The 25,224-nt window shown below is 63.5% G+C and carries 23 protein-coding genes; 13 read left to right on the top strand and 10 right to left on the bottom strand.

Annotated features, from left to right (window positions below):
* Positions 1 to 44: 44 nt before the first annotated feature.
* Positions 45 to 887 carry an SDR family NAD(P)-dependent oxidoreductase gene (locus tag A5658_RS08850; RefSeq protein WP_067333119.1) on the bottom strand — a complete coding sequence of 281 codons (843 nt, stop codon included), beginning with the start codon at positions 885 to 887 and terminating at the stop codon, positions 45 to 47.
* A gap of 122 nt (positions 888 to 1,009) precedes the next feature.
* Here A5658_RS08850 and A5658_RS08845 point away from each other — a divergent pair, with 122 nt between their 5' ends.
* A complete protein-coding gene (locus tag A5658_RS08845) occupies positions 1,010 to 1,768 on the top strand; it encodes an SDR family oxidoreductase (protein ID WP_067333118.1) in 759 nt (252 codons plus the stop codon).
* A gap of 34 nt (positions 1,769 to 1,802) precedes the next feature.
* Positions 1,803 to 2,606, top strand: a complete 804-nt coding sequence (locus A5658_RS08840; protein WP_067333117.1) for an SDR family NAD(P)-dependent oxidoreductase — start codon at positions 1,803 to 1,805, stop codon at positions 2,604 to 2,606.
* Positions 2,607 to 2,613: 7 nt separating this feature from the next.
* On the opposite strand, the gene A5658_RS08835 is transcribed toward A5658_RS08840, so the two are convergent.
* The gene (locus A5658_RS08835; RefSeq protein ID WP_067333210.1) at positions 2,614 to 3,459 is read right to left on the bottom strand and encodes an SDR family oxidoreductase; all 846 of its coding nucleotides are present in this window, start codon (positions 3,457 to 3,459) and stop codon (positions 2,614 to 2,616) included.
* A 183-nt stretch (positions 3,460 to 3,642) separates the two neighbouring features.
* On the opposite strand from A5658_RS08835, the gene A5658_RS08830 reads away from it, so the two are divergent.
* Positions 3,643 to 4,674: a dihydrodipicolinate reductase gene (locus tag A5658_RS08830; protein WP_067333207.1), complete on the top strand. Its 1,032-nt coding sequence runs from the start codon at positions 3,643 to 3,645 to the stop codon at positions 4,672 to 4,674.
* On the opposite strand, the gene A5658_RS08825 is transcribed toward A5658_RS08830, so the two are convergent.
* Genes A5658_RS08825 through A5658_RS08815 form a run of 3 tightly spaced genes read right to left on the bottom strand, consistent with a single transcriptional unit; the run spans position 4,638 to position 7,950 of the window.
* Positions 4,638 to 5,615 carry an SDR family NAD(P)-dependent oxidoreductase gene (locus A5658_RS08825; protein WP_067333116.1) on the bottom strand — a complete coding sequence of 326 codons (978 nt, stop codon included), beginning with the start codon at positions 5,613 to 5,615 and terminating at the stop codon, positions 4,638 to 4,640. The two genes, A5658_RS08830 and A5658_RS08825, sit on opposite strands and share 37 nt — an antisense overlap.
* Positions 5,612 to 6,697 carry a dihydrodipicolinate reductase gene (locus A5658_RS08820; protein WP_067333115.1) on the bottom strand — a complete coding sequence of 362 codons (1,086 nt, stop codon included), beginning with the start codon at positions 6,695 to 6,697 and terminating at the stop codon, positions 5,612 to 5,614. The genes A5658_RS08825 and A5658_RS08820 overlap by 4 nt, the downstream gene beginning before the upstream one ends.
* 14 nt (positions 6,698 to 6,711) lie before the next feature.
* Complete coding sequence (locus A5658_RS08815; protein WP_067333114.1) at positions 6,712 to 7,950, bottom strand: cytochrome P450; 1,239 nt, start codon at positions 7,948 to 7,950, stop codon at positions 6,712 to 6,714.
* A 131-nt stretch (positions 7,951 to 8,081) separates the two neighbouring features.
* Here A5658_RS08815 and A5658_RS08810 point away from each other — a divergent pair, with 131 nt between their 5' ends.
* Positions 8,082 to 9,140 carry a dihydrodipicolinate synthase gene (locus A5658_RS08810; protein ID WP_067333113.1) on the top strand — a complete coding sequence of 353 codons (1,059 nt, stop codon included), beginning with the start codon at positions 8,082 to 8,084 and terminating at the stop codon, positions 9,138 to 9,140.
* Here the strand turns inward: A5658_RS08810 and A5658_RS08805 are convergent.
* Positions 9,132 to 10,277 carry an ABC transporter substrate-binding protein gene (locus A5658_RS08805; RefSeq protein WP_067333112.1) on the bottom strand — a complete coding sequence of 382 codons (1,146 nt, stop codon included), beginning with the start codon at positions 10,275 to 10,277 and terminating at the stop codon, positions 9,132 to 9,134. The genes A5658_RS08810 and A5658_RS08805 overlap by 9 nt on opposite strands.
* Before the next feature lie 39 nt (positions 10,278 to 10,316).
* Here A5658_RS08805 and A5658_RS08800 point away from each other — a divergent pair, with 39 nt between their 5' ends.
* The 5 genes from A5658_RS08800 (at position 10,317) to A5658_RS08780 (ending at position 15,794) form a co-directional block, all read left to right on the top strand.
* Positions 10,317 to 10,949 (top strand): TetR/AcrR family transcriptional regulator, encoded by a 633-nt coding sequence (locus A5658_RS08800; RefSeq protein WP_067333111.1) that lies wholly within the window; start codon positions 10,317 to 10,319, stop codon positions 10,947 to 10,949.
* Positions 10,950 to 11,068: 119 nt separating this feature from the next.
* Positions 11,069 to 12,349, top strand: coding sequence for an amidohydrolase family protein (locus tag A5658_RS08795; RefSeq protein ID WP_067333110.1), 1,281 nt, complete (start codon positions 11,069 to 11,071; stop codon positions 12,347 to 12,349).
* The gene (locus A5658_RS08790; protein ID WP_067333109.1) at positions 12,342 to 13,136 is read left to right on the top strand and encodes an SDR family oxidoreductase; all 795 of its coding nucleotides are present in this window, start codon (positions 12,342 to 12,344) and stop codon (positions 13,134 to 13,136) included. The genes A5658_RS08795 and A5658_RS08790 overlap by 8 nt, the downstream gene beginning before the upstream one ends.
* The gene (locus A5658_RS08785; protein ID WP_067333108.1) at positions 13,130 to 14,602 is read left to right on the top strand and encodes an aldehyde dehydrogenase family protein; all 1,473 of its coding nucleotides are present in this window, start codon (positions 13,130 to 13,132) and stop codon (positions 14,600 to 14,602) included. Before A5658_RS08790 ends, A5658_RS08785 begins: the two co-directional genes overlap by 7 nt.
* 28 nt (positions 14,603 to 14,630) lie before the next feature.
* Positions 14,631 to 15,794: an NDMA-dependent alcohol dehydrogenase gene (locus tag A5658_RS08780; protein ID WP_067333107.1), complete on the top strand. Its 1,164-nt coding sequence runs from the start codon at positions 14,631 to 14,633 to the stop codon at positions 15,792 to 15,794.
* Positions 15,795 to 16,620: 826 nt separating this feature from the next.
* Here the strand turns inward: A5658_RS08780 and A5658_RS08775 are convergent.
* Together A5658_RS08775 and A5658_RS08770 are read right to left on the bottom strand one after the other, a co-directional pair.
* Positions 16,621 to 18,180: a GMC family oxidoreductase gene (locus A5658_RS08775; RefSeq protein WP_156751330.1), complete on the bottom strand. Its 1,560-nt coding sequence runs from the start codon at positions 18,178 to 18,180 to the stop codon at positions 16,621 to 16,623.
* 371 nt (positions 18,181 to 18,551) lie between these two features.
* Positions 18,552 to 19,475 (bottom strand): alpha/beta hydrolase, encoded by a 924-nt coding sequence (locus A5658_RS08770; protein ID WP_067333205.1) that lies wholly within the window; start codon positions 19,473 to 19,475, stop codon positions 18,552 to 18,554.
* Between the two features lie 180 nt (positions 19,476 to 19,655).
* On the opposite strand from A5658_RS08770, the gene A5658_RS08765 reads away from it, so the two are divergent.
* Positions 19,656 to 20,573: an alpha/beta hydrolase gene (locus A5658_RS08765; protein ID WP_231997251.1), complete on the top strand. Its 918-nt coding sequence runs from the start codon at positions 19,656 to 19,658 to the stop codon at positions 20,571 to 20,573.
* Positions 20,574 to 20,738: 165 nt separating this feature from the next.
* Here the strand turns inward: A5658_RS08765 and A5658_RS08760 are convergent, their stop codons facing one another.
* Both A5658_RS08760 and A5658_RS08755 read right to left on the bottom strand, forming a co-directional pair.
* Entirely contained in the window at positions 20,739 to 21,326 is a 588-nt protein-coding gene (locus A5658_RS08760; RefSeq protein WP_067333105.1) for a TetR/AcrR family transcriptional regulator, read from the bottom strand.
* Between the two features lie 32 nt (positions 21,327 to 21,358).
* On the bottom strand, positions 21,359 to 22,255 hold the full coding sequence (locus A5658_RS08755) for a LysR family transcriptional regulator (RefSeq protein WP_067333104.1): 897 nt from the start codon (positions 22,253 to 22,255) through the stop codon (positions 21,359 to 21,361).
* A 70-nt stretch (positions 22,256 to 22,325) separates the two neighbouring features.
* Here A5658_RS08755 and A5658_RS08750 point away from each other — a divergent pair, with 70 nt between their 5' ends.
* The 3 genes from A5658_RS08750 to A5658_RS28710 form a co-directional block, all read left to right on the top strand.
* Positions 22,326 to 23,042, top strand: a complete 717-nt coding sequence (locus A5658_RS08750; RefSeq protein WP_067333103.1) for an SDR family oxidoreductase — start codon at positions 22,326 to 22,328, stop codon at positions 23,040 to 23,042.
* Between the two features lie 131 nt (positions 23,043 to 23,173).
* On the top strand, positions 23,174 to 24,727 hold the full coding sequence (locus A5658_RS08745; RefSeq protein ID WP_067333102.1) for an NAD(P)/FAD-dependent oxidoreductase: 1,554 nt from the start codon (positions 23,174 to 23,176) through the stop codon (positions 24,725 to 24,727).
* A gap of 263 nt (positions 24,728 to 24,990) precedes the next feature.
* The coding region (locus A5658_RS28710) for a hypothetical protein (RefSeq protein ID WP_369830499.1) at positions 24,991 to 25,224 on the top strand (234 nt) is incomplete at its 3' end.

Below are 25,224 nucleotides of genomic sequence, written 5' to 3'. Positions count from 1 at the left end.
TTATCGCAGGATGAGGACAAGCTTTCCGCCTGGTTGCTCAAATTTCAGTCCGCGCCCTCCGCCGGCTTCAAGCTGTTGCCTTTGATGACGGGCATGTTCGTCCACGTGCCCTGATCGTCGCGGTACCACCCGGCGGCGGCCAGCGCGCCGCCGTCGGCGTGTATCACGGTCCCGGAAACCCAGGCAGCCAGCGGGCTGGCGAGAAACAGTACACAGCCCGCGGTGTCCTGCGGGGTTCCGAAGCGGCCTAACGGAGTCCAGTGTGGGATGTGGTGTCGCTGCGACGGGTGGATCATGCGGTCGAGCGGGACCTGGGCGGTGTCGGTGGTCTCAGGCGCAACAGCGTTCACCCTGATGCCCTCGGGACCCAGCTCGAGGGCGAGGCTCATCGTGAATCCGGTCACCGCGGCTTTGAACGCGCCGTACACCGCGAATTGCGGTATGCCACGGAAGCCCTCGATCGACGACACATTCGTGATGCTCGCGCCGCGTTGCGCGGCGCGGAGAAGCGGCAGCATGGCACGCGTCACCGTGAAGATGTGTCTGAGATTGACCCGATAGATGTCATCGATCTGCTCATCAGTGAGGCGCTCGAACGGGGTGGGCCGCGTGACGAAGTGACCGACGTTGTTCACCAGCACGTCGAGGTGCCCGAACCGTTCGCTGACGGTATCGGCGAGTTTCGACACGTCGGCGCCGGACGTCGCATCGCCGGTGACGACGAGCGCACCGGCACCGAGCTGTTCCTGGAGTTTGTCGGCGCGCGCCGGGTCGACCTCCAGTGCGACAACAGACCCACCTAGGTCGACAAACGCGGCCGTGGTGGCTTGCCCGATTCCTGCGCCCGCGCCGGTTACCAGTACTACCTTGTCCTTGAAATCGATCACGTCGCCTCCTATGCGTGGGCCGTGAGATTGACCCACCCGATCCGAGAATGATTATTCTCACATGCAAGAATTCAGTGCTCGACTCTGCGTGAACGGTCGCGCAATGACACGAGGGGCAGTTCATGAACGACCGACACTCCAACATCACCGGCACGCGGATGCTGATCATCGGCGCATCGTCGGGCATCGGACAGGCGTTGGCCCGCGCCGCGCACTCCAGAGGGGCCAAGGTAGCCCTGGCCGCGCGGCGTCTGCACCTGCTGTCTGACCTAGCCGATGAGCTCGGGGGCTCGGCATACGAACTCGACGTCGCCGATCCACGCGCAATCGAATCCGTCATCGCTGACGTCGCCGCCGACTTAGGCACGCTGGATGCGGTGATATTCACCAGTGCCGTGGTGCCCTTCGCGCTCATCGACGAAACCGACGTGGAAACCTGGCTGCACGCCTACGCCGTCAACGCCGTGGGTGCCTCCCACGTCCTGCGGACGGTCCTCCCCCACCTCAACGACAACGCCACCATCGTCGTCGCGTCGAGCCACGACGTCGGCCGGCCCCGCGTAGGCGTGGCCGCCTATCACGCCAGCAAGGCCGCGCTCGACGAGATCCTGAGATCCTGGCGAGCCGAACATCCCGACCTCGCCGTCATCCGGGTGAGCGTCGGGCCGACCAAGGACACCGAAATTCTGCGCGGCGCCGATCGAGACCTGCTCGCCGACCTGTATCGGTCCTGGGCGCAGGAAGGCCAGATTCCGAGCAACATGTCTGGCGTCTCCGATGTGGCCAATGCGATGTTGTCGCTTGTCGCTATGTCGCGCGCGAATCCGACGGTGGTCAGCGAGATCGTCCATCTTGCACCGCGAATCATCAAAGGCCACTAGACAGTCATAGGTAAGGCTAAAAGAGGACGACTCTATGGAGCTTGGTTTCAACGGCGCGACGGCAGTCGTGACCGGAGGTAGCAAGGGTATGGGCTTGGCGATCGCCGAGAGTCTGGGAGCCGAGGGCGCTGCGGTGGCGATCATGGCGCGCGGCCGCTCGGCGTTGGATTCGGCGGCAGAGCGCATCCGCAACGCCGGCGCCCCCCAAGTGCTCGCGCTCAGCGTTGATATGTCCGATGCCGACTCCATCTCCTCGGCCTTTGCGTCCGTCGGCGATGCCTGGGGCACCTTGAACGCATTGGTACATACTGTCGGCCCGGGCGCCGGTGCATTCGACGATCTCGACGACGACGATTGGTACGCCGCGTTCGATCTGGGCACGCTTTCTGCCGTGCGCTCGGTGCGGGCTGCGCTCCCGATGCTGCGATCCGCTGACTGGGCCCGCATCGTTACTCTCTCGGCGCACTCGATCCAGCGCCAGAGCGCTCGCCTCGTCGCCTACACGGCCGCCAAATCGGCGCTGTCTAGCTTTACCAAGAATCTATCCAAAAGCCTTGGTACCGAAGGAATTCTGGTCAACTGTGTGTGCCCGGGCACCATCGTGACGGCAAGTTTCACCGAGATACTCCGCGAGACGCTCGCCGCGGATGGGCTTGACTCCTCGGACCCGAAGGACGTGATGACGTGGGTCGAGAGGACTTACGGTCATCCGTGCGATATCGGTCGCGCTGGCTTGCCCGAAGAGATCGCGTCGGTGACCACGTATCTGGCTTCACGCCGCAATGGCTACGTGACCGGGGCGACGGTCAACGTCGACGGCGGGTCAGACTTCATCTGACCCGCGCTCAGCCGTTCTTCGCCGGAATCGCGTCTTCCGGATGATCAGCCCACTGCGCCTGGTGGCGCCCCATGGTCATAGCGCCGTTCCACCCGCCGTCAGTCCACAAGATCGCTCCACCTACATAGCTCAGACGCGGGCTGCCCAGGCAGACCAGCGGCCAGGCCTGCTCTTCAGGAGTGGAATAGCGCCCGACTGGTCCCACCGACTGGTCGACGAGTTCCTTGCCGGCGAAGTCTTGGAATGCCGGCATCATCGCCGTCTCGGTCGGTCCGGGATTGATGCAGTTGACGCGGATGCCGTCGCGCGCCAGCACCGGATACCACCAACCGACCCAGGCGTCGATGACGTATTTGGAGTAGGCGTAGCCGCTCCATGACCACGTCTTCTCGTTGGCCTTCAACCAGTCGACAGCAGCGTCGAATCCATCGGTCTCCAGAAGCTGGGTGATCACGCTGACGTGATCCTGCCAGCCAATCGCCGCCGAGGACGAGATGACGCTGATGGCAGATCCTTTCGGCATCTTCGGGACCAGCTGTTCGGCAAGGTGGCGGGCGCCGACGAAGTTCACCAGCATGGTGTCCAGCTCACTGAATGGCGGACCGGGCAACCCGGCGCAGCTGAACAGGCCGTCCACGGGCCCGTCGATGGAGGCGGCGACGTCTTCGATGTTCGCCCGGTCGCGCAGGTCGATCTGCAGAGCCCGGTCGGCCTGCACGCTGGTCGGCTTGATGTCGAGTGCCGTCACGTGCGCGCCGAGATCAACGAGGATCCGGGCGGCTGCTTCACCCATCCCGGACGCGGCACCGGTGACCACCACGTGTTTGCCTTCGTACCCCAGCGCATCGTTCACGAACGGTTCCTTCCACGGCACTGATGACATTGAGAACATCACCTGATGAATTACGAGAACATACGTTATCACCACGGCTAGAGTAGAAATCTTCGCGAGGCGTTGAGAGGAGCCCACGAATTGGCTGCGAGCTCCCAACGGCTTCGAATCATCCAGTGGGCGACCGGCGCGGTGGGCACCGAGATGATCAATACGATCCTCGACTATCGTCCCGACCTAGAGCTGGTCGGAGCACGCGTCTATTCCGATTTCAAGAACGGTGTCGACATCGGCACACTTGTCGATCGGGACCCGATCGGGGTCACCGCGACCACCGACGTCGACGAAATCCTGGCAATGAACGCCGATCTCGTTCTGTACGCTCCGTCGTTTACGAATCTCGACGACGTCTGCGCTCTGCTGGAGAGCGGGAAGAATGTCGCGACCGTCTCGTTTCTGTTTCATCCCAGGCGCATCGACGACGCCGACCGTCGGCGACTGCTGGCGGCCTGCCAGAAGGGCAACAGCACGATTCATGCCAGTGGCCTCAACCCCGGCAACCTGTCCGGTGTGCTGCCCTTGGCGCTGTCGGGGATGAGCCGTTCCATCGATCGGTTTACCCTCCAAGAGCGCGCTGACTGGTCGCTGTGGGAGAGCACCGACATCACCTTCGACGGAATGTGGTTCGGGCGGCCGCCCGAGGACATCACCCCGACGGCGAATGACTTTCTGACGTTCAACACCGCCCTTTTCACTCAGCAGACCTGGTTTATCGCCGATAGCTTGAACGCGAGCATCGACGACGTCACGGTAAGCGTCGATGCCGTGCCGGCCACTAAGGACTTTGAGATCTTCGGCCATAAGGTGCGCGCAGGCACAACGGCCGGGCAGCGGTGGAACTTCGTCGGATACCGCAAAGGTGAACCGCTCATCGAGTTCGAGACGCTGTGGACGGTCGGGGGTGAATATCCAGAGCATTGGCCCAAACCAGAGGATGGCTGGACCCTGACGCTCGAGGGGGACCCCTCCATGCGAGTGCACTTTTTCTGCCTGGCGAGCTACTCCCGTCCGGCTTCGGTCGAGGAGCATGTGCGGGCTGGCCTGGTCGCGGTTGCGCTGCAGGTCGTCAACGCGATACCGGCAATTTGTTCCGCACCAGCGGGCTTCGCGACGATGGCCGATCTGCCTCTGATCCGCAGCTACACCGGATTCGGCGACGGGCTGGTCTCGGGCTGACCGGGGCACGCGTCCGTCAGCAACGGTTCCGCGCTCAGCGCATATTCCATTTCGTCGAAGATGCTGCCCGGGACCAGAAGTCCCGACGGATCGAGGATCTGGTCAAGGTTGGCAGCGACGTCCTCGGCGTCGAAGGTCCCCCCGGGACCGCACCAGCCCCGTGTGACGCCGATCTGCAACGCGGCCACCCTGCCGCGAAATGCGCTGAGCACCCGATGCGTCAGCGTGCAGCGCTCGCTGGCAAGGTACGCGACAACCGGCGCAACTTGATCGAGTCGCAACGTGGCTAGGAATTCTCGCGCTTCGGCGGTCGTGCCGGCCTCCCCCATAAGAGCCGCTGCCATTCGGGTATCACCCATAGGCATAATGGCATTGGCCTTGATGCCGTAAGCCGATCCCTCGAGCGCCGCGACATTCATCAAGCCGAGCATCCCCGTCTTCGCCGTGGCGTAGCCCGTCAAACCCGGCTGTCCGAAGACGCCCGCGGCGGAGGACACGAACACCAGTCGCCCGTATCCGGCGGAGCGCATTACCGCGAAACCCGGTCGGACAACGTGGAAAGCAGCCAGGAGGTGGTGGCGCAGCAGCGCTTCGAAGCGGTCCGTGGGCCATGCGGATATCGGGTCGTCGTGAATGATGCCGGCGTTGGCGACAACTGCATCCAGACGGCCGAACTCCTCCACCGCGAGGTCGACGGCGGCCTGCCCGCCCGATTCCGTGCTGGCGTCGGACACACACGCCACCGCCCGCCCGCCCGCCTCACGAATGATGCGGGCGACATCGTTGGCAGGCTCCGTGTTCCCCCCGCTGCCGTCGGTCTCGGCGCCGTTGTCATGAACCACCACGGCGGCTCCACGGCGGGCCATCTCGAGGCAGTACGCTTCGCCGAGTCCGCGACCGCCGCCCGTAACCAGAACAACCCGGTCGGTGAACGAGATCATCCTTCGCGCAGGCGATCTCGCGGCGAGGACAGCGCCCCGCGCTCCGTCCAGTGCGCAACGAACGGGGATATCGTCGACAGGTCATAGAGGCCCGGGTCCGCCGCGATCACGGCCGGGATGGCGTTGATGGCGTGCATGGCGGTCGCCAGGCAGCCCTGCTCGGCGTGGTCCTCCTCGTGCGAGCCGATCACGAGATGCAGATTCATGTTGGGTTTGCCATGGAAGGTGACCTCGTACCCGACGTCCGTCGGCCAGTCGGGGGCCAAATCATCGGCCATCCTGGTGAGATGTTCGACGGCGATTGTCGTTGGGCCACAGTCGACTTCAACACCGAATCGCATGGCGCCCACGGTTCCCGCGGGAATCTCGCCTGCGGCCACCGTGAGCGCTCGCGGCGTCGTCACGACCTCCCGGAAACCCTCAACCGAACGAATCTGTAGCCCGAGCGCCTGGGCGAGCACGGTCGCGCTGCCGATCCACGCGCTCGCGGCGTAATCGGTATTGGTCAGCAACGGTGTGGTGTCGTCCGGGGCATGGCCAAAACCCATCGCGTTGAAGATCAGGTCATGGCTGGCGTAAGTCGAGTAGTTCAGCACTTCTCGCACCTCGATCCGCGTGGTGCGCTGGGTCAGCCGGGCTAGGATCGGCGCCAGCGACTCCCCGATGAAGCCCGGGTAAAGGCCGAGTCCCAGAAATGATGAACTGCCTGCGCGACAAGCCTTTTCAATGTCGTCGGCCAGCACTTCGTGCAGCGAGCGGGGGTGGATGAAGCGACTGCCGGTGGCCACCACATTCTTCCCCGACGCCAGCAGCTCGCAGACATCAGCGAAGCAGCCGGGCGTGTCGGTCTCGACCTTGCCCATGTAGAGCACCACGTCGGCGTCGGTGCCGATGACGGAATCGCGGTCATCGGAGGTCAGGACGCCGACGTCGGGGGCGCCGCATAGTGCGCCGGCGTCGAGACCCGCTTTTGCCGGGTCATACACCCGCACCCCAACCAGTTTCAGATCGGGCCGTTCCACGACGTGCCGGAGTGACATCATTCCGGTCACGCCGGTCGCCCACTGGATCACGCGAGTCATGTCAGGCAATCTCCTTAATCCCACACCACGTCGAGGCGCGGTGGTGAGCGGAACATCGTTCCGGTGACGTAGGGCGCCGGCGCGTCAGGGTCGAGGCGTAGGCCCGGCAATTCGTCGAAGAGTGCGTTGAAGATCTTGGTGCTCTCCAGACGGGCCAGATGCATGCCCAGGCATACGTGCGCGCCATGGCCAAACCCGATGTGCGGCTTGCGGTCCCGAAAGATGTTGAAGGACTCCGCGTCGTCCCAGCGGGTTTCGTCGTGGTTGGCGCTGCCGAGGTTCACCATCATCGTCGAACCCTTGGGGATATCCAGACCGAAGAACGTGGTGTCGGTGCTGACTTCGCGGATGAAGTTCAGCAGCGGGGTCTCCCACCTAATCCCCTCCTCGATCGCCTGCGGCAAGAGACTGCGGTCGTCACGGACCGCGTCGAGTTGGTCGGTGTGGGTCAACAACCCCAGCGCGAGGCTGGCCGTCGATCGCGAGGTCGTCTCTGCGCCCGCGGGCAGGAGATTGCGCATGAATCCGTAGATCTGCTCGTCCGACATCTTGACGCCGTCGATCTCGGCCTGCGACAGGATGGTCACCATGTCGTCTTTCGGTGACTTGCGCCGATCGGCGAGTATTCCGATGAAGTAGTCCTTCATCTGCGCCGAGGCTTTCATCGCGGTATCCATGTCGCCGCGAAAGCCCAGCAGGTCGATCGCCAATCGGTGAAACTCACCGATATCCGATTCGGGCAACCCGAGCAGGGCCGCGATGATCCGCACAGGAATGGGCATGAACACCGCATCGACCAAATCGACGCGGCGGTCGTTGCGAAACTTCGCAATCGTGCGGTCCACCAGGGGACCGACAAGCTCGGTGTCCCAACGCTTCATCGACGAGCGGGCGAACGCGAACTCGTGCAGCCGGCGGTAAACCGCATGCTCGGGCTCCTGCATCTCGAGGATCGTCGGGCCCTGTAGCGGGCGCACCATGTCCTCATAGATGCGGGTGCTGAACGTGATGTTGTCGGTGAACACGCCTTTGACCGCATCGAATGAATACGCCGTGAACGTCTTCTTGCCGTCGGGCCCGTCCTCGGGAACACCCATCTCGGGCCAACCCGGGTGAACCGCCGCCTTCAGACGCAGCTCACGCAGCAGCGGGTAAGGGGTCGCGTCACCGTCGGCACCCATTCCCGCGTTGAACTTCTCCTGCGCCTCGCGGATGCGCTGTTCGATGTCGTCAGTAACCGCCGGCTCCGCCATGAGTCACCTCCCGTACAGCCCTCAACCTACATACTGTTGGTTGCAAACGTACATGATGTACCTTGAACCAACCAGCGACCTCATAAGATCGCGAAAGTGCAACCTGGAGTATTCGATTGGCTACACGAGTCGTGCAGTGGGCAACCGGCGCCGTCGGCCGCGCCGCACTGCGGGAGCTCATCGAGAATCCGCATTATCAGCTGGTAGGGGTACTGGTGTACGACCCGGCTAAGGCCGGCCTAGACGCCGGTGCGCTGTGCGGTCTTCCGCCGACGACGGGGGTCATTGCTACGGCGGACAAAGACGAGATCATCGCGTTGCATGCCGATGTCGTCGTGCACGCGGCCAGCAAGGCACACGCCATCGAGACGAACGCCGAGGACATCTGCCGCCTGCTCGCGGCCGGAAGCACCGTCATCACGACGACGTCGTACAACCACCTGCCCACCTACGGCGCCGACACCGAGGCAGCGTTCATCGACGCCTGCCGACAGGGCAGGTCACGATTCCACGCCGCGGGCGAGAACCCCGGATTCATGTTCGAACGACTTGTCGCGACGGTGACCGGACTGAGCAAGACCATCGATCGAATCGACCTCTACGAGGCCACTGACGTGTCAGCGGTCGACAGCCGTCCGATGCTCGTCGACCTCATGGGTATGGGCAGGCCACCGGAAGACGTCAGCGTCGACTCCCCGATCATCAAAAAGCTGGACCTTGCCTACCGCCAGGCGCTCAACGCCACCGCCGACGTCCTCGGGATCACCTTGTCGCACATCGACGTGGCGGTAGACGCCACCACGCTATCCCACGACATCGAGGTCCTCGCCGGCACAATCAAGGCAGGAACTGTTGTCGGACAGCGGTTCTCGTGGGTCGGGCACTGGTCGGGCCGCCCCTTACTGGCCATCCACGAAGAGTGGGTGCTGACCCGCGACCTTCCCCAGTGGGGCATGGTGCCGCTGGCGCCGGGTGAAAAAGCGCCGCTGATCCGCGCCGTCATCACCGGTGAGCCGAGTTTCGAACTGCAGCTCGACGTGGGTTCGCAGACTGCGACGTCGGCGGGCCAGCATGCGATGCCGGGCCATCTGATGATCGCGATGGGCGCGGTGCGGGCAATCCCCTATGTGCTCGCGCACCCCCCCGGCGTCGTGACCGCGCCGGTCTTCGGAGCGATTCAGTTAGCCTGAGCCGCGACTGACCGCCCGCGCGATGTGATCGCTGGGCGCGGAGTGAAAGACGTGAGCGCTTCCATCGGGCAGCACGCGACGGGCTATGAGGTAGTCCGAACCCATCCACCCCTGGCGGATGTAGCGGCCGAATCGGAGAAACGTGCCCGGGGCGCCGCTGGCCGACGGGACGAGCTTCACCTGCTCCATCCCGCCTTTCACCCCTTCCCCGGTCAGCGGGCGCGCAGCGGCGAGGCCGCGCACGATTACGGTGGCCGCGTCGTGGGAAAGGCCCGGCATCGAGTGGCCGGGCCGGCGACCGTATCGGGCTTCGAAGCGGTCGAGGAACGCCTGGCCGACGGTGTTGCGTTCGTCGTAGCTGTCCAAACCGATCCAGCCCGAGAGGTGGCGCATCCACTCGGCATTGATGTGCGCCATCTCGAAGGCCGTCGTGGTGTACCGGGGCGGATCCCAGCCCGCGGCCAGCAGCGCGTCGGTAAAGCCCCACAGTCCATGCCCGAAACCGACATGAACCAGAGCGTCGGGCTGCGCAGCGCGCAAGGTCTCAACTGCCTCCGATTTGTCGGCTTCGACTTGGGGAATCGCCACGGCGGCAACGACTTTCAAGCCCGCCGCGTCGTAGGCTCGCTGCGCGAAGGCGAGATATTCCTTGCCGATCAGCGACGTCTCGTAGGCGATGGCGATCCGCGAGCGACGGTCGCCGATCATGACCGCGGCCAACATCACCGGCTCCTCGGCCATCGAGCCGTTGTTCAGCGCGAAGCACCATTCGCCGAGCGCACCCTCCGACCCCGACAGGGTCACGATCGGAACCCGCGCGGTGGCATCGACGTGGGACCTCAGCGGGACGACGTTGTCCGACACCCAGGGCCCGTAGATCGCAAGACACCCCTCGGCCACCAGCTCGTCAAAGGCCCGCTCGACGGCGAGATAGGTGCCGTTGGGCAATCCGACCACGTTGCGGGTGACCAGTTCGATCGGCCGGTCGATCAGCCCGGCGGACAACGCTTCGTCCATGACGAGCCGCAGGGCGTCAAGAGAGTCGTTGTGCGTTTTGCCGGCGGTCGGATAGTCATTGAGCAGGCCGACTTTCAGCGGCGCCACCGAACCGTATGCATGAACCTCGTCGTCTGCCATAGCGGCAACATACATGACGAAGGTTGCTACTATCGTCGCATGGCGAAGCGTGGCGGAGCAGACCGGGACCGGCGTGCCCGTGGCGATCAAACTCGCCGTGCCCTGGTCGACGCCGGTCGAGAACTGTTCGTAGAACACGGGTTTTTCAACACCAGCATCAACGATCTCGTCACGACATCGGGCGTCGGCACCCGCGGGGCCTTCTACCACCATTTCAAAGACAAGGCCGAACTGTTCCGAGCCGTGTTCGAAGATGTCGAGAACGACCTGACGCTGCGGTCGATCGCGGCTCCGCCGCAGGGCGCCGACGCGTGGGAGCGGCTCACGACCGGTCTGCACGGATTCCTGGCAGCAGCACAGGAACCCGCCGTCCAGCGGGTGATGCTCGTCGACGGGCCGGTGGTGCTCGGCTGGCAAACCCTGCGCGAAATTCAAGAGGGCAACAGCATCGCGCTGATCAACGAGGTGATACGCGAGGCGATCGCAGAGGGCGTGATCGACGATCAACCCGTTGCCGAGCTGACCCATATGATCGTCGCAGCGCTCGAGGAGGCCTCGCTGCTCGTTGCGCACGCCGCCGATCCCAACAAGGCGCGCCGGCGGGCAGCCAAGATCCTCGACCGTCTCCTGCTCGCTTTCGCAGTCGAACCCCGAGACGCTTTGCGGCGGTGATTTTCTGGCGGACAGTTGTGAACTACTCGCGCTCGAATGAAAACGTATATTTACGCTAATCGAATATAGCCCCTCTGCATTACTGATAATGTCGCTCTCAACTCTGTGCAAGGAGACCCATGCAGCCCGAAGACATGATCCTGGTGAGCGTCGACGACCATCTGGTGGAGCCGCCAAACCTCTTCGAGGGCAGGGTCGCCAAAAAATACGCGGACGAGGCACCCCGAGTCATCCGACAGCCCAACGGCTCGGAAGTGTGGACATTCAACGGCGCGATCGTTCCTAACATCGGCCTCAACGCCGTGGCGGGCCGCCCCCGCGAGGAGTACGGCATCGAACCGACCGCCTTCGACGAGATGCGGCCCGGCTGCTACGACATCCACGAGCGGATCAAAGACATGGATGCCGGCGGCGTACTCGGATCGATGTGCTTCCCGTCCTTCCCCGGCTTCGCCGGCAGACTGTTCGCCACCCACGCCGACAAAGACCTCGCGCTCGCCGTCACGCAGGCCTACAACGATTGGCACATCGACGAGTGGTGCGGGTCCTACCCCGGGCGCTTCCTGCCGATGGGGCTACCCGTGTTGTGGGACCCAGAGTTGTGCGCCAAGGAGATCCGCCGTAACGCCGAAAAGGGCTGCCATTCGGTGACATTCACCGAAAACCCCGCCACCCTCGGATTTCCCAGCTTCCACGACGACTACTGGGACCCGATGTGGCGAGCGCTGTCGGACACCGACACCGTGCTCTCCGTTCACCTCGGCTCGTCGGGCAAGATCACGATGACCGCCGACAACGCACCCATCGACGTGATGATCACGTTGCAGCCGATGAACGTCTGTTCGGCGGCCGCCGACCTGTTGTGGTCGCGGGTGATCAAAGAGTTTCCGAACGTCCGCTTCGCGCTCTCCGAAGGCGGGACCGGCTGGATCCCGTACTTCATCGATCGTCTCGACCGCACCTACGAGATGCATCACCTGTGGACCGGGCAGGACTTCGGCGACCGGCTACCCAGCGAGATCTTCCGGGAACGATTCCTCACCTGCTTCATCGCCGATCCGATCGGTATCAAGCTGCGCCACGACATCGGCATCGACAACATCGCCTGGGAATGCGACTACCCGCACTCCGACTCGTCGTGGCCATCGGCAGCCGAGGAACTCGCCTACGTGATGACCGGCCTGCCCGACGACGAGATCAACAAGATCACCTACGAGAACGCCTGCCGGTGGTACTCGTTCGACCCCTTCGAACACCGCACCCGCGACCAGTGCACTGTCGGCGCGTTGCGCGCGGAAGCCGGTGGCCACGACGTCGAGATCCGCAGCTTCGACTACGGCCGATTCGAGCGCACCGCGGGTGCGACTCTTGGCTCAGTTAGCGCCAAACTCAATGTCTGACAACGGAAACCAGCCAGTGCGGGTCGCGGTCGTCGGTGCCTCTGCTGGCCTTGGCCGGTGCATTGGCACCGGACTCGCCCAGCGCGGCGCGCATGTCGCGCTGCTGGCACGTCGGTACGACCGATTGGTCGAGGCTGCCAAGGAAGCAGGCAATGGCGCGGTGGCCGTAGCCTGCGATGTCACCCAGGCCGACACCTGCGAGAGAGCGATCTCCGAAGTAGTCGGAGCGCTCGGGGGTCTCGATGCCTTGGTGTACACGACCGGCATGGGAGTGCTCTCGCCATTGCGGGATATGACCGCCGAGCAGTGGGCGCAATTGTTCGCCACCAATGTCACCGGCGCATCCCTGGTGACCGCGGCGGCCGCGCCACACCTCGCCGCCGCCGCGGGTACGGCGGTCTACCTGTCCTCATTGAGCGCGTCCTACACAACGCCGTGGCCCATGCTCGGGGCCTACTCGGTGACCAAATCCGCCCTCGACAAGCTCGTCGAAGCTTGGCGCATCGAACATCCAGAGATCGGCTTCACCCGTCTCGCAGTAGGCGACAGCCTCGGCGGCAAAGGCGACGCCCAGACCGAGTTCAACAAAAGCTGGGACCCCGACGCTCTGGAATCCGCCATCAGGTACTGGATGGACAACAAGTACATGATGGGCGGCCTCGTCGACGCCGAGCATCTGACCGACGTCGTCGACTCCGTTATCCGTTGCGGCAACAGTAGTTTCATTCCCTATCTTACCCTGGCTCCCCGCACCTCCGACGCAGTGAAGGAACTTCGGCAATGGTGAACCACGAATCCCGAATGCTGATCGACGGCAAGCTCGTCGAATCCGAGACCGGTCGCCAGTTCGACAACATCAATCCGGCCACCGAAGAGGTCATCGGCAGCACCTGCGACGCAACTCGCGCCGACATGGAGCGCGCAATTGCGGCGGCGCGACACGCATTCGACAACACCGATTGGTCACGCAACGGCGAAGCCCGCGCCGCCGGCTTGCGCCAACTCCAAGATGCGCTCCAAGCCGAGCGCGAAGACCTCCGCAGCGAGCTCATCTCGGAAGTCGGATGTCCCCTGCTTTCCACCTACGGACCGCAACTCGACGTTCCCCTCAACGAAGCCCTCAGCTGGCCAGCCGACATGATCAGTCAATTCGCCTGGAAGCGTTCACTTCCCGACAAGGACGCGTTCGGCATGGGAAGCCTCACGACGCGTGAAGTCTGGAAGGAGCCGATCGGCGTCGTGGGTGTCATCACGCCGTGGAACTTCCCGCTCGAGATCATCCTCAACAAGATCGGCCCCATTCTCGCGATGGGCAACACCTGCGTGCTTAAACCCGCACCGGACACACCCTGGAACGCCACCCGCATCGGACGCATTATCGCCGAACAGACCGACATTCCGCCCGGCGTCATCAACATCGTCCCGTCCTCGGACCACCTTGTCGGAGAGGTTATTTCAACCTCGCCGCTGGTCGACATGGTTGCCTTCACCGGCTCGACAGCCACCGGTAGGCGGGTCATGGCTGCGGCGGCCGCAACGGTGAAACCCACCTTCCTCGAACTCGGCGGCAAGTCCGTCTATCTGGTTCTTGACGAGGACGGCGACATCGGTGGCGCGGTCGGCGGCAGCGCCTTCATCTGCATGCACGCCGGGCAAGGTTGCGCGATGCCCACCCGCCTGCTGGTGCCCAACTCGCGCTACGACGAAGCGGTCGAGATCGTCACGGCGGCAATGGAGAAGAACAAATACGGTGACCCCACCGACCCGTCAGTGCTGCAGGGACCGTTGGTGTCCAAGAAGCAGCACGAGCGAGTCCTGGGCTACATCGACAAGGGTCGGCAGGAAGGTGCCCGGCTGGTTACCGGCGGCGGGGTGCCCAAGCATCTGCCCAAGGGCTACTTCGTCGAACCGACCGTGTTCGCGAACGTCGACAACAAGATGACGATCGCCCAGGAGGAGATCTTCGGTCCGGTGCTGTCGGTGATCGGGTTCGACGGCGACGACGACGCCGTGCGGATTGCCAACGAATCCATCTACGGGCTGTCGGGGGTCGTGTTCGCCAACGACCTCGAGCGTGCGAAGTCCGTGGCGAGCCGGATCAGAACCGGCACGCTCGGAATCAACGGTGGACTCTGGTACGGCGCAGACGCGCCGTTCGGTGGCTACAAGCAATCGGGCATCGGACGGCAATGCGGCATCGAGGGACTCGAAATCTTCACTGAGACAAAGACCGTCGGCTGGCCGGCCGCGTAACCGAACTTTCTCCAACGAAAGAGGCACGATGAAGTCGAAAGCAGCGGTGTTGCGCGGCGTCGGTATTGACTGGGAGGTCACCGAAGTTGACCTCGACCCTCCTCATGCGGGCGAAGTTCTGGTCAAGATGGCTTATGCCGGCATCTGCCACTCCGACGAGCACTTCTACACCGGTGACAGTGTGCCGGGCGAGGACATGGAAGAAATGATGAGGGCCGCTGGCGTCACCGTGCCGGAGTGGTTCCCCATGCTCGGTGGCCATGAGGGCTCCGGCGTCGTCGAGGCGGTTGGCCCTGAGGTCCACACGCTCGCACCCGGGGACCATGTCGCGGTCTCGTTCTTCCCGGCATGCGGTCGGTGTCGTTGGTGCGTGACTGGCCACACCTATCTGTGCGACGTCGGCGCCGACATCTACAGCAAGGCGATGACGACCGACGGCACCTGCCGACGCCACCTCGGCGATGAGGACCTCATGGCGATGATGCAGGTCGGCACGTTCTCCGAATTGGTTGTGGCGTCGGAGCGCTCGCTAGTCAAAATTAACGACTGGATCCCCCTGGAAGCCGCATCGCTGGTTTCCTGTGGTGTGACAACAGGTTTCGGTTCAGGTTCGGTCGCCGCCGGGACCGAGGCCGGCGACACTGTGGTGGTGATTGGGGTTGGCGGCATTGGGATGAACGCGGTTCAGGGCGCCAAGGTCGCCGGAGCCAAACACATCGTCGCCGTCGACCCCAGCGACATCAAGCGAAGCCTCGCGCCGACTTTCGGCGCAACCCATACCGCCGTCGACGCCGGTGCCGCGCTCGAGCTGGTCAAGGAGATCACCTGGGGCGTCATGGCCGACCGGGTCGTCCTGACCCCCGGCGTCGTGCCACCGGACCTGATCATGCTCGGGATGATGTTGCTACGGAAGGGCGGCACGTGCGTGCTGACCGGCATGGCCAAGATCACCGACATGAACGTCCCCCTGATTTTGACCGATATGGTCAGCTCCTGCAAAACGCTGAAGGGCGTGCTCTACGGCGAGATGAACCCGCGCGAGGCGATGCCCAAACTGTTGTCGATGTACGAGGCGGGCCAGATCAAGCTCGACGAACTGGTCACGCAGACATACAAACTCGACGACATCAACGAGGCCATGAAAGACCTTCGTGCCGGGAAGAACATCCGCGGGGTCATCGCGTTCGAGTAGGTCGGAATGCCGAAACGTTTCACGTCTTGCGTTGGACCAGCATGACGCTTGACGGCACTCCCCACCGGTACTGACAGCGGCGGCTAGAACAACGTTGTCATCGTCGGCGGCTACCGCCGTGACTATCGCGTCGACAACGATCCGTGCCCAGTCCTCGGTGCCACCATTCCCGGTCATCGACCGGCAGATCTGGTGCAACCGCGTCCCGTCCGTGGCCACGCAGAACCACCACCGGTGTAGGTTCCCATTCCGTGTGTCATCGCGCGACTCTGTGACCAGCTGCGATCGGTGGCGTCTCACACGATGGCATCTGGGATTTGTCTCAAGCTCATGTCATTTCTCCAGACAGCCTCACCTGGATTCGACAGCCTCGCCGACCGGCCGTCCTCGACTATCACACCGTCACACGACATCGCGACGCCGGCAAGACGCTTACCTACAACGTAACGCTGCGAGAGCCCGGGTGCCCGGTAACGTCATAGCTGGTAACACATGTGCATCCGGTGTCGAGCAATCCAGCATCTTTGTTCATGTTCTCGTCGCCTTCGTACGGTGGTTATGGGAGGGCTTCGTCATCCTCAGACCCAGGCACACTCCCGCCAGCAACACCGACACATCAGGATTCGGGGCGGCATGCCAAGCTCCGTGCACGAAAACGACCGAATGCCGACGTTTTTGAGTGGGCCTTACGGGTGTGGTTCCGTAGACCGCGGCGGTTCGTCGAACGTGTTGGGCCTCCTCATTCCCGGTGTCGGGCACGAGATGATGCTCTAACCTCAGTGAGGGGCGGTCTCCGAGCTAATTGACTCCTGCCTTTGGGCCGGCTCTAGACTTCATGGTCAGCTCTGATGAATTGTGCAGCCAGCTCGCCGATAACGACGCACGGTGCCATGGTGTTGGCCGTGCTGATACGCGGGATCACGGAGGCATCGGCGACGCGTAGGCCCTCGATGCCGTAGACCTTCAGGTGTCCGTCGACTACCGACATCGAGTCGCGCCCCATCTTTGCGGTACCGCATTCATGCCAGTAGGTGGTGACGGCGTCGCGCAGATAGGTCTCCAACTCGGTGCCGGTCAGGTCGCCGGGCATGACCTCGCGCGCGACGAAAGGCCGAAGCTCTCGGGAGTTGCCGATCTCACGCAAAGTTTCGATGCACGCGATCGCGGTCTTGAAGTCTTCGGGATCTGATAGCGCGCCAGCTTCGATTCGGATGGGATCGGTCGGGTCGGGGCCGGACAACCAGAGTCGACCGCGACTGTAGGGGTGTGTTGGCGCGCCGAACAACGTCCAACCACTCTGCGGCAGACTGTATTTCGCAGCGTTTTCTACTGTGGTTTTCGGGAATGGGCCTGAGCATGCGAACAGGTCCGGACCCTGGACATCGGCAGCGCCGGAATCCCAAAACAACGCCGACCCCACCTGAGTGCTGCCCTGGATGGTCTCGGGAAACTCCCACACACAGTCGAACCCATAGTGGTCTTGAAGGTTGCGTCCGACCCCGGGCAGGTGCTGACGAACGGACACGCCAACTCGATGCAATTCATCTTGATCGCCAATGCCGGAGTGCATGAGCACCTTGGGCGTGTGAAAGGCACCAAGTGACAGCACGACCTCGGCGCTGGCCGGCACCTGGTGGACCGCGCCTTGATGGACGACCTCGACACCGGTGGCACGGTTGCCGTCGAAGAGCACGCGGGTGACCATCGCGTGCGGCACCACGGTCAGATTCGGCTGCCGCTGATGCGGGGCGATGTACGTGCCAAACACCGATAGGCGTTTGTCGTCACGACAGCGCAGGTCGACGATGGCAGCGCCGCGCGTCTCCTCCATCAGGCGGCCGTTGGCGCTTTGATACGTCGGAATGCCCAGTGCCCTCGCGGCTTCCAGCGTTGCTGCGGCGAGCGGATGCACATCGGGCGCCGGTTGTACGAACACCGGCCCGCCCCTGCCCCGATGATTTGGCTCACCGACGCCATGCCAATCTTCGATCCGGCGATACAAATCAAGGACGTTTTCGTATCCCCAGGCCGGCTCGCCGGATTCAGAAGCGTAGTGGTCCCAGTCGCTCCGGTGCCCGCGCGCCCAGATCATGAGGTTGATACTGGACCCGCCACCGAGCACTTTGCCCATCGAGAACGCGATCGCGCGCCCATGAAGCCGACGGTCAGGGTCGGAGAGGAATCCCCAATCTCGTTCGCTCCCAAGGTTCGATGGCCACTGACTTGCCTCGGTCACGCTGGGGACGTCATCCCTGCCACCGGCCTCCAACAGTAAGACCTTGATGTCGGGATTTTCGGCCAACCGACCGGCGATCACCGACCCTGACGACCCAGCACCGCAGACGATAATGTCGTAATCGTACCGCTGCTCCAGCACAGTATCCACAGAGCTCCCCTGATCATCCTTGCGTGTACGTTTATATAGACGTGTCGAAAGCTCCTGTGGTTCAACATCGCTCGAGATATGTGCGGCCCGCTCCTCTTCGCTGGACGAGCGGCATACCGACGCATGTCCGGGCCAACAATGCGAAAAAGCGCCGCCCGCAACGGTTTTAGGTGTCCCAAATGCCTGTCGTACCGAGTAGGGACACTAATTGCCAAGCCCCCGAGCATCTGCTGCTGATAACTGCAGCCCTGGGGCGTGGGTCGCCACTTCAGTGGTCATCACACTTTCGGTCGGTGGCGCCGGGACACGGCCGCGCTCTACTGGGCGGCCGCGGCCGTGGTGAGGCCATCGGTTCCAGCGGCGGCATGTCGCTAGGCCACCGCCGTTTTACGTCCCAACGTCAATCGCAGCCAGCGGCCCATTTCGGTAATCGCGCGGTCCACCTCGTCAACGTGACCGGCTCCCATGATGAAGGAATGCTGGCCCTGCTCGACCTTTCTGACGATGACGTCGTTACCCGCCTCCTTTGCCTTTTGGGAGAAAGCGATGGCATCCGAGGCGAGCAGTTCGTACTCGCCGTAGTACACCGCAATGGGAGGCAACCCGGACAGGTCGGCTGCCAGCAGGTGTACCCGCGGGTCGGTGTACTCCACGTCGGTTCCATCGAGCCAGCACGACCGGAATAGCTCGAGCAATCCCAGCGTGAGCAGCTTATCCCGCTCGGCGTTGGTCTTGATGGACTCTCCCGACAGCGTAACGTCAGTCCACGGCGAAATGGACAAGACGGCGCCGGGCAGTGCCTCACCGCGATCTCGCAGGCGCAGCGCAAGTTCGACTGCGAGATAGCCGCCGATCGAGTGTCCAACACTGGCTATCTTGTTCGGGTGGTAGCCCTGGTCGAGCAGCCAGCGGTAGGCGCTTTCCACGTCTTCGACTTGCGCCGGGTACTTGTGTTCCGGGGAGCGCCGGTAGTTCAGTACTAGTGAGCGCGCGCCAGCCGCCTTCGCGAGGTGCCCCGCTGCCTTCCGGTCGGAATGCATCGACATCAGCACGCTGCCACCCATATGCGTGTGCAGCAACACTGAGTCGGGATCACCGTCCACAGGGATGCACCACAAGGCCTCCACCCCGCCAGCGTCCACCTCGGCATAGGTGACGCCTTCGGGTTCCTTCGTTGCCAGATGGACGTTCTCGGTGACGTCGCGGATCGTCTCGAGCTCAAAGTTGGGATTCGAAGATCGCCTCCCGATCTCCGCCAAGAACTCGGCGAAATCGACCGCCTGCTTGCTTGCCATCCAGCTTCCTTCCATCGTGAATTATTGGATAACGGTCACGATATAACGACCGCTATCTGATGGCCAGCCCTAATCAGCCATACCCGCGAGGTATGAGCGGACGCCCGATTCGGTATTGGACGACATCCGGTGCATTGTGGAAACGTCGTGGCGGCAACCTATTTCGAGGAGTGGTGAGGAGTGCTGCGCGAGGACGTCGCGATCGATGCCGAGGGAGCCATTCTCCACGCGTGGTGGTACCACGGGCGGCGGGAGCGCCGAGCGGGGACGGCGAGTTCCTGTGTGGTCATGGCGCACGGGTGGACGTCAACGAAGAAGATGCACCTCGAGAAATTCGCCGAGGTGTTCGCATCAGTGGGACTCTGCGTGCTGGTCTTCGACCATCGGGGCTGGGGAGAGTCGGGGACAGCGCCCGGCAAGCCACGCCACGAAGTCGACCCATGGGAGCAGGTCCGTGACTACCAGCATGCAATCACGTACGCGCAGAACCGATCCGAGGTCAACCCCGATCGTATCGGCGTCTGGGGAACGAGCTTCTCGGCGGCGCATGCGTTCGTTGTCGCCGCGATCGACCGGCGAGTGCAGGCCGTTTGCGGCCAAATGCCGTTCATCAGCGGCCGGGCGACTTACGCCAACCTCGCCCGGGTCAACAATCAGGTGGTCGGTCCCCAGCGGTTCACCGCGGACCGGCGCGCTCGCGCTCGCGGCGCTCCACCGGAAATGGTGCCAGTCGTCGGGGCGGACCCGACCACGCTGGTGGGCCTGCCCACTTCGGACGCCTACGCGTACTTCACCGAGGCGCGCGCGACGCTGGATCCGCAATGGCCCAACGAAGTGTCGTTGCGAAGCGTGGACAACTTCTACGGGTACGAACCGGCGCGCTACCTGCCCGACATCACACCGACACCGCTGCTGATGATCGTCGGTCGCGAGGACGGCTTGACCAGTGGAAACCTGGCGGCGGCCGCGTACCAGACCGCAGCCGAACCGAAAAAGATCGTGTTCGTGCCCGGGGGCCACTTTGCGGCGTACACCGGCGACGGGTTCGCACTGGCGGCCGGTGCCGCCCGGGACTGGTACGCGACGCACCTCGGCTAGGAGGACTATTCGTCAAACGATCCATGTCGGTCAGATGGCGGTGACTTCGGAATCTGCTATCGCCGATGGTGAGGACGTTGACCACGTCCTGGTCGAGCGGCGAATCATCGATGCCGATAGCCGCTGCCCTGGATCGAGCACTCTGAGCCCGCATGCCGCCTCCGGTCATTTGCATCGCTTGCCGGGTGAAATGAGCCTGTCCGCGGTCTTGTTCGCGGCGTCGAGCACCTCGGCTTGCGTGGCGGGGTCCGACATCGCGCGCGAAATCGACACTGCCCCCACCATCAACGCGACAAGGCTCCACGCGCGGCCTTCCGGGTCCGCGCCGTCAAATAGCTCTGCCATCCGGTCCGCCAGCCCGGCGATTCTGCGTTCGTACGCTTCCCGAGTGGATGCTCCCGAGCGCGCCACGTCGGCGCTGAGGGTTGGCATCACGCATCCGTCGCCCGGATTATCCACGTGCTCGGCGCTAAGGTATTCCGCGACAAATGCTTTCAGCTTCGCCTTGCGTTCGGCTCTCGTGCCCCATTTCGTGTCGGAAACGAAGGGCTCACCGACGGCGGCCTCGACAATCGCCTCAAGCATCGCTTCTTTGTTGGCGAAGTTTGAATAGAAGGCCCCTGAGGTCACGTCCGCCCCGGCGGCCAGCCCGTCCACCCCGATCCCGTGGAAGCCCGCGACCTTCATCGAGCGCGTGCCCGCACGGAGTAACGCGGCGCGCGCCTTCGCCTTCTGGTCTGCCGGATATCTCATGAATGAACCCTCATAATATAACTATCGGTATCTTACGCTTGCGAGGTCGGATCGATCGTCTGTCCGGCACAGGCCAGCGCGGCTGTGATGAAGTCGTCGCGCGCCGCGTCAGTGACCGTGGCGTCCCACGCCAGCACCACCCGGCTGGGAGCGAGGCCTTCGGCTGGCACTACGCGCAGGTCTGGCCGCCGGTAGGACCCGGCCGTTGACCGGGGCAGCACTGCGAAACCGGCACCGGCCGCGACTAATTCGAGCTTCTGCTCTACCCCGCTGACCGACGACCGCACCGCCGCGCGGCGCAACTCGGGGCTGGCGATGGCGTACCACTCGGGCACCGATGCCGGATTCTGCAGCAACCGCCGCGACGCCAGATCGTCCAGCGATACCGACGGCCGCTCGGCCAGAGGATCACCGGCGCGCAGCACTACGTCGCGCGGCTCCTCAAGGAGCGGCGTTGTCGCCAGGCCCGACAGGTCGAATGGCGAGCGTGCGTAGACCACCTGCACCTCGCGGCGGCGGATCACTTCGGCCTGCTCGTTCCAGGTCACCGGCACGATCACCGTGCGCCGCGCCGGGTCGCCCGCCTCGAACGCCCGGGCAGCAGCGGTCGCCAACAGCCCGGGCAGTACCCCGACCGTGACCACGACGGCAGGGGCTTCGGCCCGCGCTAACCGCTGCCGCAGCGCCTGCACTTCCGTGAGCAAGAAACGGCCGTCGTCGAGTAGCCGCACCCCAGCAGGAGTCAGCGTTGTCCCGCGGGTGCCCCGGTTGAGCAACGTGACTCCCAGCTCGTGCTCGAGCGCGCGAATTTGGCGCGACAGCACCGGTTGGGCGATGTGCAGGCGTGCCGCGGCCCGGCCAAAGTTGAGTTCCTCCGCCACGGCGATGAAGTAGCGCAGCTTGCGCATATCCAGGTCTACTGTAGCCATACCCAGAGGGTATCGCCGCGGGACGAAAAGGGTGTTGGACGAGCGGAGCCTCCTCCTTGACCCTGAATGCATGAGTCTGCACAACCAACGTGTCCTGATCATCGGGGGGACATCGGGCATCGGCCTGGCCGTGGCTGCGGCGGCCGCCGAGCGTGGCGCCACCCCCGTCGTCGCCTCGCGCCGGACGCCGAGCGTGGAGCGCGCGCTGGACTCGCTGCCAGTTGGCGCGGTCGGCGCCACCGTTGAACTTACCGACCCCGCGTCCATCGAGCGGCTGGCCGAACGGGTCGGCGCGGTCGACCACCTCGTCTACACCGCGGGCGAGCCGCTGGAGATGGTGCCGCTGACCGGACTGACACCGGACGTTATCGCCGCCTTCTACCAAACCCGCTTCATCGGCGCGTGCAGCGCGGCTCGGGTGCTCGGCCCGCTCCTACCCGCGGGCGGTTCGATCACGCTGACCAGCGGGTCGGCCGCCGAGCAGCCGGAATTCGGCGCGTTGCCGGTAAGTCTTTGCGGCGCAATGAATGCGCTGACCGCCGCTCTGGCGGTCGAGCTGGCGCCAGTGCGGGTGAATGCTGTCGCCCCAGGCGTGGTGCGCTCGCCGCTGTGGGACAACATGGGCAGGAAGGACCGCGACGCGATGTTCGCTGCCACAGCAGAACGGATCCCGCTGAGCAGGATCGCCGAGATCGACGAGGTGGCACGGGCCTACCTGTACTGCATCGAGCAGACATACTCCACCGGAGCGGTCGTCAAGGTCGACGGCGGCAGCGTCCTTGTCTAGGCCTAGGTGGCCGCAAACATCCAACATGTGGCAGGCCCGCACGCAGGTGTCGCGGCCTTTGAAGCGATCGCCACCGCATCAAATTTGCCTGATATGCCCGACAACCGTTCCTGAAGCCGCCCGGAGGCATCGTGAATCCGAATACCTCTGCCCACAACCACATTGCCATCATTGGCACGGGATTTGGTGGCCTCGCCGTCGCCCTCCGGCTGCAGCGATCCGGATTTAATGACTTCGTGCTCCTCGAGCGCGCCGCTGACATCGGTGGCGTCTGGCGCGACAACACCTATCCGGGTGCCGCGGTCGACGTGCAGTGCCAGCTGTACTCATTGTCGTCCGCGCTTAACCCGCAGTGGCACAACCTGTTCGCCAAGCAGCCCGAGATTTGGGATTACTTGCATGACGTCGTACGACGGTTCGAGTTACTCCCCCACCTCATGCTCAACTGCGCAGTTGAACGGCTGGATTGGGATCCGGTCGAACAGCTCTGGCGCATGCAGACAGCGCGGGGAAAACGGACCGCTACCCATGTCGTCGTTGCCACGGGGGCGCTCGCGGAACCCAACATTCCAACGATTGCAGGCATGGACGGCTTTGCCGGAGCCATGTTCCACTCCGCCCGGTGGGACCACAACATCGACTTGGCCGGCAAACGCGTCGCCGTCATAGGAACAGGCGCTTCAGCCGCGCAGTTCATCCCGGCCCTACAGCCAACCGTCACTCAGCTGACGGTATTTCAGCGCACTCCCGCATGGGTACTACCGCGGCACGACCGAGCGATAAGCGCCCGCGCGCAAAGACTATTGGGCGCCCTACCCGTGCTGCAACGGATCCAGCGGCTGCACATCTACCTAAAGCGGGAGCAGCTTCTGCTCGGCTTCCGTCATCCCGCATTTCAGAAACCGGCCGAATTCATGGCTCGCAAACACCTCAAGTCACAAGTCAAAGATTCAGACCTTCGAGCAAAGCTGCTTCCCGACTATCGGCTGGGCTGCAAACGCGTGCTGATCTCCGACGACTACCCAGCTGCGCTTGCCAAGGAGAACGTCACGCTGGTCACCGACCGTATCCGTGAGGTCACTTCAGACGGCATCATCGACGACGCCGGTACGCAACACAGAGTCGACGCGATCATTCTCGGCACGGGATTCAAGACAGGTCGGTTGCCGCTGACCGATCGCATCTACGGCGTCGACGAGACGAGCATGGCAGCGAGCTGGGCGGGCAATCCCACCGCCTACCTGGGCACCACAGTCGCAGGCTTCCCGAACTGCTATCTGATCAACGGGCCCAACATCGGCCTCGGACACTCGTCGATGATTTACATGTACGAGTCCCAAGCCAACTACATTGCGTCGGCGCTCAGCTATGCGCGCGCTCATTCCGTCACCGCCCTCGAGCCGACCGCCGAAGCTCAAGACGCCTTCACCGCCAAGGTGGATCGCCTCAGCATCGGAACCGTATGGACAAGCGGAGGCTGCAGAAGTTGGTACTTAAACATCAACGGCCGCAACACCAATCTTTGGCCCGGCAACACCTTCAGCTATCGCAGGATGACTCGGCGCTTCAACCCTGACCATTACGTGGTGGATCGCCGGCTCGACCTCTCTCGATGTCGTCGTGATCAAGGCGGCATCGCAACAGATTACGCCAACGCCGGTAAAGAGCGACGTCGTACGTGCTGAACATGATCGACAACGCTCGCAGTTTGAGGCGCTCGTGTCCTGGCGTCCAACCCGAGGCCACGGAGTCGCCTGCCGATGCGACGGCTTGGCACCTGCTCGATTTCAACATGTGTTTCGTCAGCCCGCTCCAAGAGCTGTTGACGTTCAATGCAACTCGCGCTCCACAGTCCCGCCAACTTGTGCGGATCGCGGGCAGGGATCCCCCGTTCCGCCGCGAGTCCCCGGCACAAGTTTATCGGTATCGAGCACACTAAGGAGCAACGATGGATGTTGGCGAAGTCCCAACAGGTGTGGGGTGGACGGGTCTTATGACCGCGTACAGCCGGGCGCAGGAGTCATTGAGGAATGACCGTATGTTTATGGATCCGCTAGCTGCTGCGGTCGTTAGCGCGGCGAATATTGTTGCGCCCCGAGGAGATATGGGCTTCCCCCGAAATCGTGGAGGCATTCTTTATGCTGCCTCCGACTGGATGGCAGCGATCTTTTCGTACTCGATT

The sequence above is a fragment of the Mycobacterium sp. 1245111.1 genome (assembly GCF_001673405.1).
Lineage (GTDB): Bacteria > Actinomycetota > Actinomycetes > Mycobacteriales > Mycobacteriaceae > Mycobacterium.
The sequence above is the reverse complement of the archived record's forward strand: the minus strand, read 5'-3'. Positions and strand labels throughout refer to the sequence as shown.

Bases quoted from the DNA above. Each gene is read 5' to 3' on its own strand.
- A5658_RS08845 (WP_067333118.1), top strand. From the start codon at position 1,010: ATGAACGACCGACACTCCAACATCACCGGCACGCGGATGCTGATCATC.
- A5658_RS08840 (WP_067333117.1), top strand. From the start codon at position 1,803: ATGGAGCTTGGTTTCAACGGCGCGACGGCAGTCGTGACCGGAGGTAGC.
- A5658_RS08830 (WP_067333207.1), top strand. From the start codon at position 3,643: ATGATCAATACGATCCTCGACTATCGTCCCGACCTAGAGCTGGTCGGA.
- A5658_RS08825 (WP_067333116.1), bottom strand. From the start codon at position 5,615: ATGATCTCGTTCACCGACCGGGTTGTTCTGGTTACGGGCGGCGGTCGC.
- A5658_RS08820 (WP_067333115.1), bottom strand. From the start codon at position 6,697: ATGACTCGCGTGATCCAGTGGGCGACCGGCGTGACCGGAATGATGTCA.
- A5658_RS08815 (WP_067333114.1), bottom strand. From the start codon at position 7,950: ATGGCGGAGCCGGCGGTTACTGACGACATCGAACAGCGCATCCGCGAG.
- A5658_RS08805 (WP_067333112.1), bottom strand. From the start codon at position 10,277: ATGGCAGACGACGAGGTTCATGCATACGGTTCGGTGGCGCCGCTGAAA.
- A5658_RS08800 (WP_067333111.1), top strand. From the start codon at position 10,317: ATGGCGAAGCGTGGCGGAGCAGACCGGGACCGGCGTGCCCGTGGCGAT.
- A5658_RS08795 (WP_067333110.1), top strand. From the start codon at position 11,069: ATGCAGCCCGAAGACATGATCCTGGTGAGCGTCGACGACCATCTGGTG.
- A5658_RS08790 (WP_067333109.1), top strand. From the start codon at position 12,342: ATGTCTGACAACGGAAACCAGCCAGTGCGGGTCGCGGTCGTCGGTGCC.
- A5658_RS08785 (WP_067333108.1), top strand. From the start codon at position 13,130: ATGGTGAACCACGAATCCCGAATGCTGATCGACGGCAAGCTCGTCGAA.
- A5658_RS08780 (WP_067333107.1), top strand. From the start codon at position 14,631: ATGAAGTCGAAAGCAGCGGTGTTGCGCGGCGTCGGTATTGACTGGGAG.
- A5658_RS08770 (WP_067333205.1), bottom strand. From the start codon at position 19,475: ATGGCAAGCAAGCAGGCGGTCGATTTCGCCGAGTTCTTGGCGGAGATC.
- A5658_RS08760 (WP_067333105.1), bottom strand. From the start codon at position 21,326: ATGAGATATCCGGCAGACCAGAAGGCGAAGGCGCGCGCCGCGTTACTC.
- A5658_RS08755 (WP_067333104.1), bottom strand. From the start codon at position 22,255: ATGGCTACAGTAGACCTGGATATGCGCAAGCTGCGCTACTTCATCGCC.
- A5658_RS08750 (WP_067333103.1), top strand. From the start codon at position 22,326: ATGAGTCTGCACAACCAACGTGTCCTGATCATCGGGGGGACATCGGGC.